The organism is Cellvibrio chitinivorans, assembly GCF_035117775.1.
In the GTDB taxonomy this organism is placed as follows: Bacteria; Pseudomonadota; Gammaproteobacteria; order Pseudomonadales; family Cellvibrionaceae; genus Cellvibrio; species Cellvibrio chitinivorans.
Map to the genome: position 1 here is coordinate 1 of NZ_JAYKKN010000014.1, position 15,192 is coordinate 15,192.

The following is a 15,192-nucleotide window of genomic DNA, read 5'->3' on the forward strand; positions in this document are numbered from 1 at the left end:
CGCTTCACCGGAGGCTTCAACTATTTCGTTGCCTCTATAATTGCTCCGGTTGCTTTCGGCTGGAGCGATAGCCGAGTGGGATTTTCACCCACGGGGAAAAGCGCCGCCTTATCACGGCGCACGCCAAAAGCGGACGCTGACAATTGGAAATCATACTGGAACAAAAATGCGGATTTGATGCCAGACTGGAACCCAATACCCACGACGAGCCTCATCGAGGCACTTTCATGCATAACTATAGAATTGAAGCATGCCTTTGTATCTATTTGTAACTGATGATTATTTCATATTAAAACAATCTTTACTGGATGTTATTCCAAACGCAATATTTGGCAGCTTTACTCTCTCTGATCCCTTTTTATCCATTTAACCACTTCATCCTAAAGCATAATTCCTTTCACCGCCCCCCTGTATTGGCGACGTCCTTGTAGTTGCTATTTTAATGATTTACATCAACGGCAATAATCGTAAAAAGCGGAAAAATCTGTAGGAAATTGACAATAGTGCGGCGTCAAGGGTGTGGTTGGGGCTACGCTTACTTTGGAATCACGGCGAGTAGGCATGCGCGTTGATTGTTCATGAAATGACAGTTAGATTACTTGGCAGCACCCAATGGAAAATTAGGCTCGCGCATGTGATTCATTTATCAATGAAGGTCATTGTAATTTAACTTCAAAACCCAAATTGGGAGCTGCCCATAAGGTAATATCCAGACCATTAGCACCTCTAATCCTCCTTGATAAATTCATCTCTTTGATATCCGCTAATAACGTGCTATGCGGATAGACACATGTGAGTTCAAGATCATTGACGGAACAGTGAGCACCAAGTGACCTGCCGCTTTTTAATTTTATCGATACTAGCACCTCTACTTTCCGCTCTAATGGAGTTGAGAAAAAAAATCGGAATTTGCCTTCATTTTCAGAAAAATTAACAATTCTCGGGGGCTCTTCATAAGAGCTATTATCAAATTGAAAGTGAGGGCCGGAATGAATTGCATTACCCTCGAATGCCCCAATGTCGGGAGCAAGCCCTTGATATTGGCTAACCCATCCCTTCAACTTAATCACTTGACCTCTGTCTATCGCGGAACTATCTCTTGCCAACCGAAAATCCCCGGTTTTACCACTTTTAAATATCTTACGATTACTGACAAGCCCATTTTTTCCAATTATTCTCGCGTCTAAACTGCAATTAGTTAAATTATTTTCTGATATGTAACTGTTATGCCAATATGAGCCATCTTCTACCGAGCAATCAGCAAAGTATGTAGCATTGTTGAAATATCGAAATCCTCTCGAATCTCCACTTCCAATTAACGGGCTTCTGCTATACCAACTGTTGTTAAAAACGTAAAAAGGCTTAATTGGGTGTGGTCCACTCTTGGCAAATTTAAATATTTTGCCTTTTCTGTTATCAGAGCCTCCTGGTATATCGTCAAACCAGCTCATATTATTAAAAATAAACCAGTCACCGCCACCTACTTTAGTGAAAGAAAAAAGTGCATGTGCATTCTTTATACGGTTTTTGAAAACCCACCAATTGTGAGCATCTAGCTCAGGCTCAATTGGATTATCACGGATATTTTCAAAATAGTTTTCATATATTTCAATATTGGCATTCTGAACTATTCCGGTACTATCATTGCCAACCATTCGTATACCGTTAAAAGCGTTTTTTATGATGTTATTTCTAATAATCACGCTACCTAAAATATCTCTAGATGAAAAAAAACCGCCATTTAAGTATTTATACTTTCCATGATGACTATCGGCCCATGAATATTCACTCCAAACTCGACCACTTGGATCTTGAATCCAAGTGGACTTTTCGATGAGCAAATGATGGGTGCTCATTCCTTTCGCAAACACCATGTATCGCGAATTTTCAGCATGGATTTTTTTAAAAGTTATATTGTTACTATTTTGCACAATAATTGATGCAGCCCAGCAACCTCTAAAAACCACATTCTCAATTGTGATCCAACTTGATTCCAATATTCCGAGGCAATACCCATTCGTGCCTGGATCGAATTTTGATTCAACAATAGTTTTTTTGTCCAAGCCACGAATTATCACAGGGTTATTTTCAGAAGCCTTGACTTTTAAAAAAACCTGCTGACTATAAACGCCCGGCGTCAATTGCAATATTTCACCAGGCTTTACTTCAGCTACAGCCACTTTAAAATTTTTTGTAGCCACTTTAATTCCATCAAGTTCAATTAGCCCTCCATTTGGACTAACATATGTAATAGATTGATCTGTAGCAGTAGCAGTAGCAGTAGCAGTAGCAGTAGCAGTAGCAGTAGCAGTAGAAAATAACACCCAAAATGCCATTAAAAATTTCATTGCCAAATTCCATCTAACATTGGATTTATGATTAAGGTTCAGCGATTGTTAATTAAAAAAATTAATAGAATTAACCTATTGTGAATATTTATCAAAACTCACTGCACTGGTGAGAGACCTTAATTCTGTTAATGCAATAGATACTTTTAACTCATCTCCTTTTTTGTAATATTGACAAATCCTTATCATGATCGCCATGCAATATGAATAAAGAAGAAACTCAAAATCAATATTCCCACCAGCCTCGCGATAGCCATCTAAAATTTGTTTAAAAATGTCGTGCTTCCTTTTTGCGGTAACATAGGCAGATAAAAAAAATGCGATATCAAAATGTCTATCATTTATTTTTGGATTAGGATCTATTAATGAAATTTTCGTGTCATGATAAAAAATATTCTTATCGTGCAAGTCGCCATGACATAAAACCGCATCAAATCTACTCCCGCTTATAGAAAACGCTCGCTGAATAAAAGCAATATCAGAATTGGAAATTGCACTTTTGGATGCTATCGAAATAGCACTCTTAAAAGCTTTTTTTCTAACTTTCCTCTCAAACAATGGAATCGTTGTTCCTGAGATATTCACCTTATGGACACTATTTAGAATCCTGCCCAACTCAAAGAAAACCTGATTTTTCAGTAAATAGGACTTTGAAAAGTCAATTAATAAGCAAGATTCAAAAAAAGACATTACTAGGAAATTGACTTCAAAATAAGAGAAATAATCTATAATTTCAGGGGTCTCTACAAGCTCATTAGTTGCTTTGAAAAATTCATACTCTTTATTCATATCACCAATCTTTGCCTTCACCACGATCGGCCGGATACGATCAGATAATAAAATTTTTGCAACTACACAGGTATTGCCGCACTGAAAATACTGTATTTCATTGATGGAGTAATTCTTTGACTTTAATGCTGGTTCGATTTTTCTGGATATTTCTATTCTATCGTTTATCTGTTTTTCACTCATCCATTCGGCAATAAAAGGTGTGCTACCGACCAAAATAGTCTGGACCATGATCTAAAACTCTGTTCAACTCAAAGATAATTTCATTCTTTTTGTTTCGATCGTAACTATTTTTTTTAACTACTTTTTTAATCAAAATTGAGGCGTAAAGAAGACTCAAACTAGCGGGACAAATATCTCTAATCGAAGCATATCCTTCAATAACCTGAGAGAAAATTTTTATCCTATTTTTCTTTCTTGAAAAAGAAGACAGTAAGCGAGCAATATCCCAATGCGAATAATCAACCTTTGGATCTGGATCTATTAAAACAAAATTATTTTCTCTATAAAAAATATTTTCGGAGTGAAGATCTCCGTGACACACAACGATTTCGTCGTTAATGATGTTTGACTGTAGGAAATTTTGTATTCTTCTAGATAAATCAATTCCAAAAAAAACGTTTGTCATTTTTTCATTGCAATACTTATTGGCTTCATAATTAATTCGGATAGGAAATTCGCCATCTTTAACAGCTCTCGACACCGAATGTGTTTTTGCAATACTAACACCTAAATTTTTGTAGATGTTGTTATTAAAACAGTATGCCTTTGATATGTGATGGATGGGTAACCCACCAACAAATTCCTCAACTAATACACTCACTCCATCAAAATTTAAATATTGGTAAAACTGAGGTCCGTAGCTTGTCTGCTTAATTAGATCATAATAGCGGCAAATTTTATCATAGTTGGCCCTACCATTTATCGGGGTTTTTATTGCTACATCCATCCCATGTATGTTTGCCCTAAACACATGAGAATTAAAACCAGAATAGACGTACTCTAAATTCACAAAACAAGGATTAGCCCTCTCCAAAAAAATAATGGAATCAGAAATACATTTACTTTCCATACCTGAAAATCAACATTAAAATTACTAGACAATATGAGAGCCAAAAAAGAAGTAAAACGTACAATACTTTATCACCATCTAACAACCGGGCTTCCAACAAAATTTATGTTAACTTTATTATTAAGAATGACACTGAAAAATTCTTCGAATTTCTTTTCGATGATATAATTATGGCCATTGTTTGGGGCACAATTTCCATTAAAATTTATCCTGATTTCATCTAAAGTTAAAATTCTCGTTTCGATTTCATTGTAAGTTACACATAACTCGTTATATATTTCAACATTCATTTTTTTAGGGTAAAAGTATCCAAAAAATGAGCCATTGATCAAATCCTCTCTAACAATAACTCCGCGATCTATGAGTTTGTTAACCAAAGCCCAGGTTATAATTTTTTTCCAGCATAATTTCCAGTTGCCATCTTTCTTAAGGTTAACCCTAACCAACTCATCATAGTCATCAATCAACACTAAGGTCTCATCAATACAACAATTCATCAGATTAAATAAATCGCGATGAATCTTGCCGTCAGCATCAATTACTAAGAATGAAACCGAATCTAATTTGGAAACGTAATTTTTATTTGCATCAAGGGAGCTTTTAACTAAAGTAACATTATCCTGCACACCAAAAATTGAAAGTCGATTTAGAACGGTACAGTAGTTCACACCCGAATCCGAAACATCCCCCCATGACCCCCCAGAAAACTTATCAACACTAATTGCGTTTAAATTTCTACCATTAGCTTTTAGACCCAAAGCTGCGGAGATAATTGAGGCGCCGCCAGCTGTTCCTAACTCAAGAACACCCCCTGAATCCAATGCTTGGCAAATTTGGAATATTTTTCGATAAGCCTTAGGTGACATCATTCCATTGCATACACATCTAATAATGTCGAACATTTGATCGCTATTCGAAAAAAAATCGGATTTTTCAAATTCAATTTTCAATTTCGAACTCCATCAGCCTTTGGTATAGACTAATCCAACTTTCACTCTCCCTTTCCAAATTGAATTTGCTAGCAATTTCCTTTGCACCATTAGATAATTTTAAAGCCAACTCATCATCGCGGAGAATCCTGGAAATTGCATGCGACATCGCTTTGGCATCTCCAGCTTTAACGAGTAAACAATTTTCGCCATCTTTCATAACATCCTTCATACCACCAACATTTGTAGCAACGATAGGCACTCCACACGCGCATGCCTCAAGTAAGGTATTAGGAAATCCATCGTGAAGAGAACTTAATACAAACACATTTAATGAGTTAATGTATGAGCATATTCTGTTGCGTTTAAGCTGACCCATATATTTTACGAAGCCAGAAAGATTATTATTAATTACCAGTTGTTGCACAATTTCCGCTTCAGCGGTATCAGTGAAGTCGCCCGCTAGTAGGAGATGAGTCTTTAAGTTTTTTTCGATCAATGAAAATGCATCTACTAGATATGGAATACCTTTTTTATATCTCAGTTCACCTAAAGTACCAACAGATCCACGCTTTGCCGCGCCTATATTCCATTTTTCAAATTCCGAATGTTCAATACCATTATGAATTACGCTTGAACGACCCTCTAGATTTTCAAAGATCGAGACATTCTCGAGCAAATCTGAGCTTACAGATGTTATGTGAGTGGCTCTCTTTAACACAGCCTGAATGAATGGCATTCTCTTTACTTGACCAAGGCCGGCAACCGCGTCATTACCTCTAATACTCGCAATTACAGGTCTACGTCCAATTGAAGACGCAATCAAGCATCCATATGCATACGGTAGCCAGAATCCATGAAAACAATCGAATTGCTCTTTGAAGTCCAAAATGGTAATGAATTCATGAAGCTCACTCATTTCAACGGAGCTATTTCCCAGAAAAACTTTGTAGATGAGCTCGCCGCTAGCTCCGACTTCTGGATTTTCTAATGCTAGTTTGTGATGAAGACCTCCATTTGATTCGATCACTTTGCGTTCAGATAACGGAGTTACCACATGTATAGTTGCTCCAGCATCTTTCAGATATGCGACAAGCCGCCTCGCCGATCGAGCAACTCCAGTCCACGCATCACAATACTGATTAGTAACGACACATATTTTTTTACCAAACAAGCACAAATTAGCATCTTCAACTTTTGTGTAATTTAATAAAGCGCCCATTTTAATTTCCACCTCCAGCTATGCATTCAGGAATCTGTTATAAAGTTGTTGCCACTGTTGCTTTTCTCTTCGAGTGTTTAAATGAAGTGCTAACTTTTTGGCACCCTCACTCAATTTTTGGCAAAGAGCATCTGAAGCAAGTAACATGTCAACCGCCGCACTAAAGCTGCTGGGGTTTCCCGGTTCACACAGCAACGCATCAACTCCGTGGGTGAGAACATCAGCCATTCCCGATACATTTGCAGCGACTATTGGAATTCCGCAAGAACATGCCTCCAATAGTGCATTTGGGAGACCATCATGTAGAGATGGAATGATGAAAATATGAAATTTGCATATCTCAGTTAGTAACACATCCCTTGGCAAGTAGCCTGAATATACCCAATTGTTGGCTATACCAATTCTATCGATTTCACTAGCCACTCTTAGCCTTTCAACGTCATCCGAATACTGGCCAATAACGTGAATAGCAGATCGCCTTTTCGGATCTAACATTGCGAAGATCGAGGGTAAGAGATGTATACCTTTTTTATAGCGCAATTCAGCTGCGGTCCCGATCACACCTCTATTGCATGAACCAATCGACCAAGATGGCATATTTTCATAATCAATTCCGTTGAAAATAACGGAAGACTTTTTTTGCACCGCCTCTAATCTGTTTACATTACGAATTAAATCTGAACTAACACTGGTAATCCAATCAACAGCTTTTAGGGAAGAACGAAGATACGGAAGTAAATGCTGTGATCCCAGTAGCGTGTGCCCATCAACCCCCCTAAAGCTTCCGATTATTGGAGTGCTATTTTTCTTCGCCACAGTAATCGTGAAATAAACTGCTGAAAATGTAAATGCATGATACAAATCAAACCGATATTGATCGTTAAGGATTTCTATCGCTTTACATATCTTTTGAAAGGAGATTACAGGCAATCTTCCATGCTCATTTAGAATGGCAATCTCATGCAGAATCAGTCTAGGCTCTAATTCAACTGCCGAGCAATAAGTACCATCAATCGCAAAAGTTGCACTGGTTACGTTAAAGTCTGGGTTCACAGTTTTTACAGGAGTAACAATGTGGACTCTGTATCCTAATGCAAGCAGATGGCCAACTATTCTGCGAGCAGAGAGAGCAATTCCCGACCAATCTTTTGCAAACTTAAAGCACAAAAAACATATTGTCTTCACTTCCATATATCTCACTTCCTTAACCCATGCGAAACAAAAGCTGACTTTGCTTCAAAGTAAATTAAAGTATCCATTACAGTCATTAAGGATCTGTAAGCCATGATGCCATTATGATTTATTAGGAATATTGAACGATACCATTTTATTGAATCATTAAACATTTTCACGGTAAAGTCTCTTTTTTCCATACGAAACTCTGACGGGATAAATAACTGAATAAAAAAAATAAGTTCATTTTTATTAAAAGTAAGATAAAGTTGTTCAACGTCCTCCCTACTCCATTCGATATCTCTAGCCAATTGTTTGGCGATACTTATATATAAAGACATCCTTTTAAATCCAGGAAAGATAGCTTCATCCAAAAACAGCATGCAATTTTTAAATAATTCTATTTTATCGTTTTTTCCATCATGATTATTTTTATCTTTAACACATTCAACTATGGCTCTAGCTCCCATCAATTCGAATCTGCCAGTCCATTTAAGATTCCTTACTTCATTAATAGCATCTTCCAACTTGTGGGCGCTTAAAGAATCATCCGATAGAATTTTGCAATTATAGTGACTAGAAAGGTAATTTAATCGCACGCATTGCTCCGATTCCCATACCCGTGGAACAACTACCAACCCCACACCAAGTGCGATACTTTCGAAAATCGTGTTATAACCCCCCATACAAATATGTATTTCACTTTCCTCTAGATAAGACTTAAATTTAGAAGAATATCGGTGAACGTATAAGTTTTCGATTCCAGAGCTTGAAATCAGAGTGAGCAGTTCCGCATCACTTGTCTTGCTCGGTAAGAAAACATTTACCTCTTCGAAAACTGGAACCCAAAACCTTTCCGCCAATAAACCAATTATTCTTTTTATAACCTCGTTCCCATCTTCCCCCCCACCAGCAGACACTATCATTCTATTTCTTTTGATAGGAATGAGATCTCCACGATCTGAAATGCTATTAGGGACAACATATCCAACATACTTTACAATTGGATCAAGTATTGAAAATTCGGGGGCGCCGATAAAGACCTCATTCTTCTCTTTTTCACCACACACTATTATCTGATCAAAATACTTTATTGCGTCAGAAATATTTTTGTCTCTATTCTTTTCCGGTATATCCATTACATCCCTGATATAGGAGGTTACAAACACATTAGGATGCCAACTTTTGCATAAATCAATCGTAAATCTAAAAAATGCTGAAAGATGAAATCTTCCGAAAGGATAGAACTCTAGATAAAGGTTATCGAGGGTTTCAATTTTAGAAATAAAATTATGTATTAACGCCATTCTATTTGCTGTTAATTTTTTTGTATCAACAAGAAGTGATTCTGCTTTTGAAGATGGAAAATCCTCGGTGATGTTTAAAAATGTAATTCCGTCAGGAACTGACTTCCCTTCAGGTATCCTTCCTCCGAAAATCAGGTAGATATTAACTTCATTAGTTTCCAGAAAGGCTTCAATAATATTAACAGTTCTAGAAAAATGTCCAGTACCGTAAATTTGTTCGCAGTAAAAAAGAACGTTTTTCATGCATAAATCCATTAAAAATGCTGGCTTTCGCCAGCATTAATTATTAGCTGAAATCAACATCGATTTCGATATCGTTATCGATACAGCCAAAGTAGCAACCACCACTGATTGAATCATGGTTGTTTGATTCAACCAGATCGGCACTATTTTCCAAATCGGATTTTACATTTTTTATTTCCATAAAATTTCTCCTAAATTATTAACTAACGGTTTTTCTCCTGTCCGAGAGCCTATCTCTCGTCCTAAGAGTCGGCATTAGATGCAAACTTCACTTGCGTCTAAAATTTTTTCACCCTTAACAAAAGGGCTGTCTATAGCGCTACTCTCTCTTTTTTCAATCAGTTTTAGATATAAATTTAGCCAAGAGCGCTTTTCCTGTTCTTCATTTAATGATTCCGCTAATAGAAGAGCACCTGCAGACAATTTGTTGCAAAGCTCTTTATTCTGTAACAATCTAGATATAGCAGCGGCTAACTCCAATGAATTGCCTGGTTCAACCAACAGGCAGTTCACTTCATGACTAAGCACATCAGCCATCCCAGCTACCCTTGTTGCAACTATCGGGACTCCGCATGCCGCGGCCTCTAACAACCCGTTGGGCAGTCCATCATGCAGAGAACAAATTACAAATACATTTAAAGTGCTAATTTCTTCGAGCAACTCTTTCCTTTCTAAGGTGCCTAGATGTAAACACTCAGTACCTATCCCCAATCTTTCAATTAAGTCGAACGTATGATTTTTTTCGGCTTCAGACTTATAGCTCCCAGTAAGCCTCAGCTGACGATTATTGAAAGTAATACGGGAAAATGCATTTATTAAAAATGAAATTCCTTTTTTATATCTTAATTCTCCAACATAACCGACACTTCCTACGGAGCAATTGTTATAACTCCATTGGGGAAATCCTGTTTTGTCGATACCATTCAAGATTACTGATGATCTATCATCAATTTTCTCGATTGATGCCACATTCGAAAGCAGATTTGAGCAAACAGATGTCACCCAGTCAGCTTTGTACAAAACTGCCTGAATAAATGGTAAGTAGGTCGGCAATCCAATCCATTCGACCGCATCGTTTCCTCGAATACTTGCGATCACAGGAGCATTGAGTCTCGATGACACGATTAACGCTGGATATGCAAATGGAAGCCAGAATCCATGATATAAATCATAGTGATTTCTGTAGTCCATCAGCTGCATAAGTTCGATTAATTTACTCATCTGTTGCTCATTTGGATAAATAGGTACTGTAAATATTCTTGCACCATATTTATCTACACTCCAACTTTCGGAAATCTCAGTAAGGTGAATCTGCCGGCTTTCTGCTTGAAGCATTTTTTTATCAATATTCATGGGTATTACAACATCAACATCAGCACCTTCGCTGCGAAGATATTTCACTAGGCGTTCCGAAGATCTAGCAACCCCACCCCAAGAGGGAGGATATTGAATTGTTATCAAACAGATCTTTTTATATTTTAGGCGCATGTCAATTTCTTCCATTTCATTTAACACAATTTTAATACTGGGCATTAGCTAGCTGCTTATCCTTCTCTCTTGCCGTTCGATCAAGTGCTGCATGATGCTTCGCAAGATACTCATTAATGAACATGAATTTCTGTTCTTCCATACTGAAAACTTTATCCGCATACTTTATCGACTCTAATCGATGCGCAATAGATATTCGTGTGATCTTCAAAGATTGTAGGTTTTTATTTATTTTCAACTCTGTTTCAGAATCAAGAGCGGATGCGCCTTCATCAATTAATAATATTTTTGGTTCTCTATATATTGCACGCGCAAGGAGAATCCTTTGCCTTTGTCCCGCAGATAAAACTCCGCCTACTGGCTTTACAAAAGTCTCATACTTCATAGGCAATGATTCAATATCTCGGTCAATTTCAGCAATTTGGCAAGCTTTAACCATCGCGTCATAGTTTAGTTTGCTTTTATCCAAGCAAATATTTTTTGCTATCGAACCTGACATAATAAAATCCTCCTGCATTACAGTGCCAACTTGTTTTCTAAAGTCAGAAAGAGAAAACTTATTTATGTCTAATCCGTCATAGCAAACCTTTCCTGATCGAGGCGTATACAACCCGAGAATCAACTTTAAAAGAGTTGTCTTTCCACTTCCGGACTTTCCAACTATTACAACAAAATCTCCCGCATCAACATCAAAGCTTAACGTGTTTATTAGATCGCTTTTATTTGACTGATGCCTGAAACTGACATTTGACAAGGATATCTTCCCATCTAACTTACGCTTTACGGGCCTATCTAAATTTTTGTACTCAGGCTCCTCCTCTAATATGTCATTTAGTCTTTCCAATCGGATAAAAAGCATCTGATACTCGACAATGGCATTTACCAAATCTTTAGCCCGCATCGTTAGCAGTCCGCCATACATAAATACTGCAAAAAACTGTCCCATAGTTAATAAACCTTGGAGCATTTGACTCACCGCGAAATAGATAAGTAGCAATCTGGTACAATTAGTTACTAAATCTCCAAAATGCTTGAATACAAGCTTGCTGTTATTTATATCAATATTGCTATTTAGTGAGGATGTATATTTTTCCTTCCATGAATCAATTTGTTGAGATTCAAGATTATAAAGTTTGATAGTTTGGATGGCCTGAACGGTTTCAGTTAGGTTAGTCGTTTCATCTGATGATGAAATAACTCCCTCCCTTTCAAGATGACTTACCTTTTTGCAATGAAAATATGCCGCTATTGCATATACTAAAATTGAAATGACGATGATGTTGGAGAGAATCGGACTGTAAATGTACAAAAAAACTAGAATTAACGCGGACAGAATTGCATCGACTATGGTACCTATAAATCGAGATGATAGGATTCGCTCTAATGATCTTGTAGCGGTTATCCTAGAAACAATTGCTGATGGCTTTCTAGATTCAAAATAGGAAATGGGAAGCGAAAACAAGTGACTACTAATACTCGTTGTTGTTTGTAGAATCAGATTGGTTCCCAGATAGACTTCCTCTCTAGATCTTTGAATGGAAACTAAAAAATGAAATAGCGCAAGAGCTGCAAAGAAACTTACAAATACAAAAAGTAGATCGTCATATCCGTTTAGGACAACACTATCTACAATGATTTTGTAAGATAATGGAAATGCAAGCACAAAAAGTTGAGATAATGTAGCTAACCACAAGCTAGCTTTTACCGATGGCCAATACCCTTTTGAAATTTCTAGAATATCTTTAAGTTCGATATTCAATTTCTGCTTGTGCTTCTGAAATCCACTCGTTGGCTTAAGATCCATACACCATCCAGTGAAGTGTTTGGAAAACTCCTCGCTATGCAGTGATCTTTTTCCGATTGCTGGATCATTAATTATGAAATGGTCCCCTTTAAACTCAACAAGAACGACGAAATGATTCATATCCCAATGTAAAATCAATGGTAGCGTGCATCGCTTCAACTGATCCAATTCCAATCGAAGAATTTCTCCTGACATATTGTGCTCGTTTGCCAAGCTTCTAATGTCATCAAAGGACATACCGAGGCCAGCACAATTAAATGATTTCCTCAGCGTTTTTAGCTTTACATCTTTCCCAAAATGTCTAAGTATCATTGCGACACAAACGAGGCCGCACTCTGCCTCTTCTCCCTGTAGCACGACAGGAGTTTTGCCTTTAAATAGCCTAAAATCTAAAGAACCTTCCATTTTTCCACCTAGATGCTTTGAAAACGCTGGTACACGGGGCGAAACAACCACATAAAAATGTTTTTTCTGTCCCCCTCTAAAGTCGCAGATAGGCTCATTCCTGGAATTAATTTAATTTGAAAGCTCTCGCCTCTGCCCGCGACCAGCCCAAGCGTGCCCTCACAGATGAAATAGTCACCGGGCGGCAGATCAATATAAGACCTTATCTCAGATACCTTGTAGATTGATTTTCCAATCGTTTCTATCTTTCCCTTAAAATACCCATAGTCTTTAGCAGGGTATGCAGCATATTCAATATCAAATGAGTCCCCTTCCTTAATGAACCCAATCGCGCCGGAAGGAATGTACAATTTTGTAGTCAGATTTGATCCATCTGGCATGATTGTAACTATTGGGGTTGTAGGCTCGACTCGCACTCCGGCACCACTTTCAATGCCAATGACTTGTCCATCAACAGGCGATAGTACTTGATAGCTATTTTTTCTTCGCAGATCAGCAATAATTAGTTTGATATCATGAATCAGTATTGTTGTATTTAAGATTGAAGCTTCTTCTTCAATTCCTAATTTTGCATATTCATTTTCTAACTTTTCCCTTGTTATTTCTGAAGTAGAAATTTTTTCTGATAGTACGATGTTGATTTCTTTAGCATCCAGATATTCTATATATTTCTGCTCCTGCGTAATTTTTGAGATTGCGCCATTATTATTTTCATCACTTAGAAGATCATATCTTTTCCTGATAAGGTCAAGCTTGATCTGATTGTTGTATTTACTTTTTTCAAGATGCTTCAAATATTGTTGGTTCTCTTGAATTTCAAGAGATTTCATTTCACGAAGTTTAGAATATCGCTTCTTTTCATTTTCTATTTGCGAGATAAGAGCGTTATGCTTTTCATCTAGTTCATTTAAACGAGCAGCCAAATCTAGAACATTTAGCGCCTCCACCGATTCAGGCTTTATCACTAAAAGAGGATCACCTTTCTTAACTTCAGCCCCCAGATTGACAGTGACTTCCTGAATAACACCAAGGGAATCAGAATAGACCCTTGAAAGACCGATGTCTGGCGAAACAACTCCAACCACTTTCACCTTTTTAGAATGGGGGAAAAGTAGAAGCGCCAGCAAAAAAGCCAAAAATAGTGATAGAAAAATGAAAAGTGAAGGTTTTGATGAGAAAGGTCGCTTAATAATTACTGAATGGGCACGTAGGCCGCTCTGGTAGTCCAGCGCTTCCTTTCGGAAATTATTTTGAAATGAGCTCATCCTTTAACACCAGATCTCTATCGAAAATATTAGGCAGGAAAATACAGTTCCGCGTGAGGCGAAATGCAATGATAATAGCCAGTTTAAAAAACCGAATAAATTGCCGAAGACTATTCTTTCAAAGAAGAATTTTTATTAAAGTGATTTATTTTAATTTGAGGTGGTGTGAATTGATTCTTTCATTTTAGCTTCCTGATTTTATTATTGATCCATTTAGCGCTGTAGCTATTAGGCTTATGTTATAAGAAAATCTGTGCAAGTCAAGCAGTATGTAAAAATCTAAAGTCTCGCCTTCAAGCACAGATGCCTTTGAGTGAATGACAACCGTAAACCCATCATTTGCAAGCTGTTGCGCAATAGCTTTGCCGATTCCAGATGTCGAGCCTGTGACAAGCGCAACGCTACCTAGATTTTTTCCTTGATCGGATACCATTACGTTCCTTAGGGAGTTTTTGAGTTAGTGTTGTTTTTCAATCGACCTTACAAGATCAGCGTAACGATCCTCGATAAACCCAATATTTTTATAACCACCGCCACTACTATCTAGCTTTATTTTTATTTCTTCATTTGTAAAATGAATTTCATGGCTAAGACCAAGCTTTTCTAACATCTTAATATGTTTAGAAATTCCATTTTTATATTCTTCAGTAGCTGGGTCTTGGTGTTCGACTAGGAAGGCGGCGAGTTCTTTTAGTGGGCCCACATACGTAGCATCCGCGAGCTGCGCGGCGCACCACAACCTTTTGTTTTCATCACTAATGCTAGATGCTCTTTGCAGCTTTTGGATTGTAGAAAGAATTGAACCTTAAGACGATTCCAGCTCCTTCAGTGCCTCCTCAACGACTTGTAGTGCTACTGTTTTTTTCCTGCATATTTCTGCTCAATTATTTATTTCGTATATGGTTCAATATATTTGGAAATATACGGCCGATTAAATTTAAGGTTCGAACTTCCGCTTTGGGCACAATTGAGTCGGCCTTGTTACGTGGAATCGTGGATCGAGTCAATTACATCGCATAACGGTAGAGTCGAAGACTGGCGCGCCGAGTTTAGGTAGTGGCTTCCTACTCCTGCTCTTTCGATTAATGCAGGTGACACTCCTTCTACCTTGCTCACGTTTCCAGCCCCCGCTCATCGAACCGGACGT

General features: G+C 37.6%; 14 protein-coding genes. 1 reads left to right on the plus strand and 13 read right to left on the minus strand.

Annotated elements, in window-relative coordinates; translation table 11 throughout:
* Positions 1-276 (plus strand): hypothetical protein (locus tag SPL68_RS18095; protein ID WP_323816580.1); only part of this gene is annotated, 276 nt, incomplete at its 5' end.
* Between the two features lie 380 nt (positions 277-656).
* Here SPL68_RS18095 and SPL68_RS18100 read toward each other — a convergent pair.
* From SPL68_RS18100 to SPL68_RS18160, 13 genes are all read right to left on the minus strand, one after another.
* Complete coding sequence (locus SPL68_RS18100) at positions 657-2,348, minus strand: hypothetical protein (RefSeq protein WP_323816581.1); 1,692 nt, start codon at positions 2,346-2,348, stop codon at positions 657-659.
* A gap of 75 nt (positions 2,349-2,423) precedes the next feature.
* The gene (locus SPL68_RS18105; RefSeq protein WP_323816582.1) at positions 2,424-3,368 is read right to left on the minus strand and encodes a phosphotransferase; all 945 of its coding nucleotides are present in this window, start codon (positions 3,366-3,368) and stop codon (positions 2,424-2,426) included.
* Positions 3,343-4,209 (minus strand): hypothetical protein, encoded by an 867-nt coding sequence (locus SPL68_RS18110; RefSeq protein WP_323816583.1) that lies wholly within the window; start codon positions 4,207-4,209, stop codon positions 3,343-3,345. The genes SPL68_RS18105 and SPL68_RS18110 overlap by 26 nt, the downstream gene beginning before the upstream one ends.
* A gap of 71 nt (positions 4,210-4,280) precedes the next feature.
* Positions 4,281-5,159, minus strand: a complete 879-nt coding sequence (locus SPL68_RS18115) for a class I SAM-dependent methyltransferase (RefSeq protein WP_323816584.1) — start codon at positions 5,157-5,159, stop codon at positions 4,281-4,283.
* Entirely contained in the window at positions 5,149-6,360 is a 1,212-nt protein-coding gene (locus SPL68_RS18120) for a glycosyltransferase family 4 protein (RefSeq protein ID WP_323816585.1), read from the minus strand. Before SPL68_RS18120 ends, SPL68_RS18115 begins: the two co-directional genes overlap by 11 nt.
* A gap of 18 nt (positions 6,361-6,378) precedes the next feature.
* Positions 6,379-7,551 (minus strand): glycosyltransferase family 4 protein, encoded by a 1,173-nt coding sequence (locus SPL68_RS18125; protein ID WP_323816586.1) that lies wholly within the window; start codon positions 7,549-7,551, stop codon positions 6,379-6,381.
* A 5-nt stretch (positions 7,552-7,556) separates the two neighbouring features.
* Positions 7,557-9,083, minus strand: coding sequence for a glycosyltransferase (locus tag SPL68_RS18130; RefSeq protein WP_323816587.1), 1,527 nt, complete (start codon positions 9,081-9,083; stop codon positions 7,557-7,559).
* A 43-nt stretch (positions 9,084-9,126) separates the two neighbouring features.
* Positions 9,127-9,264: a hypothetical protein gene (locus SPL68_RS18135; RefSeq protein ID WP_323816588.1), complete on the minus strand. Its 138-nt coding sequence runs from the start codon at positions 9,262-9,264 to the stop codon at positions 9,127-9,129.
* Between the two features lie 74 nt (positions 9,265-9,338).
* Positions 9,339-10,616 carry a glycosyltransferase family 4 protein gene (locus SPL68_RS18140; protein WP_323816589.1) on the minus strand — a complete coding sequence of 426 codons (1,278 nt, stop codon included), beginning with the start codon at positions 10,614-10,616 and terminating at the stop codon, positions 9,339-9,341.
* Complete coding sequence (locus SPL68_RS18145; RefSeq protein ID WP_323816590.1) at positions 10,603-12,780, minus strand: peptidase domain-containing ABC transporter; 2,178 nt, start codon at positions 12,778-12,780, stop codon at positions 10,603-10,605. The genes SPL68_RS18140 and SPL68_RS18145 overlap by 14 nt, the downstream gene beginning before the upstream one ends.
* Positions 12,781-12,788: 8 nt before the next feature.
* Positions 12,789-14,045 (minus strand): HlyD family secretion protein, encoded by a 1,257-nt coding sequence (locus SPL68_RS18150; RefSeq protein ID WP_323816591.1) that lies wholly within the window; start codon positions 14,043-14,045, stop codon positions 12,789-12,791.
* A 184-nt stretch (positions 14,046-14,229) separates the two neighbouring features.
* On the minus strand, positions 14,230-14,478 hold the full coding sequence (locus tag SPL68_RS18155) for an SDR family NAD(P)-dependent oxidoreductase (RefSeq protein ID WP_323816592.1): 249 nt from the start codon (positions 14,476-14,478) through the stop codon (positions 14,230-14,232).
* A gap of 24 nt (positions 14,479-14,502) precedes the next feature.
* Entirely contained in the window at positions 14,503-14,748 is a 246-nt protein-coding gene (locus tag SPL68_RS18160) for a hypothetical protein (protein WP_323816593.1), read from the minus strand.
* Positions 14,749-15,192 lie beyond the last annotated feature (444 nt).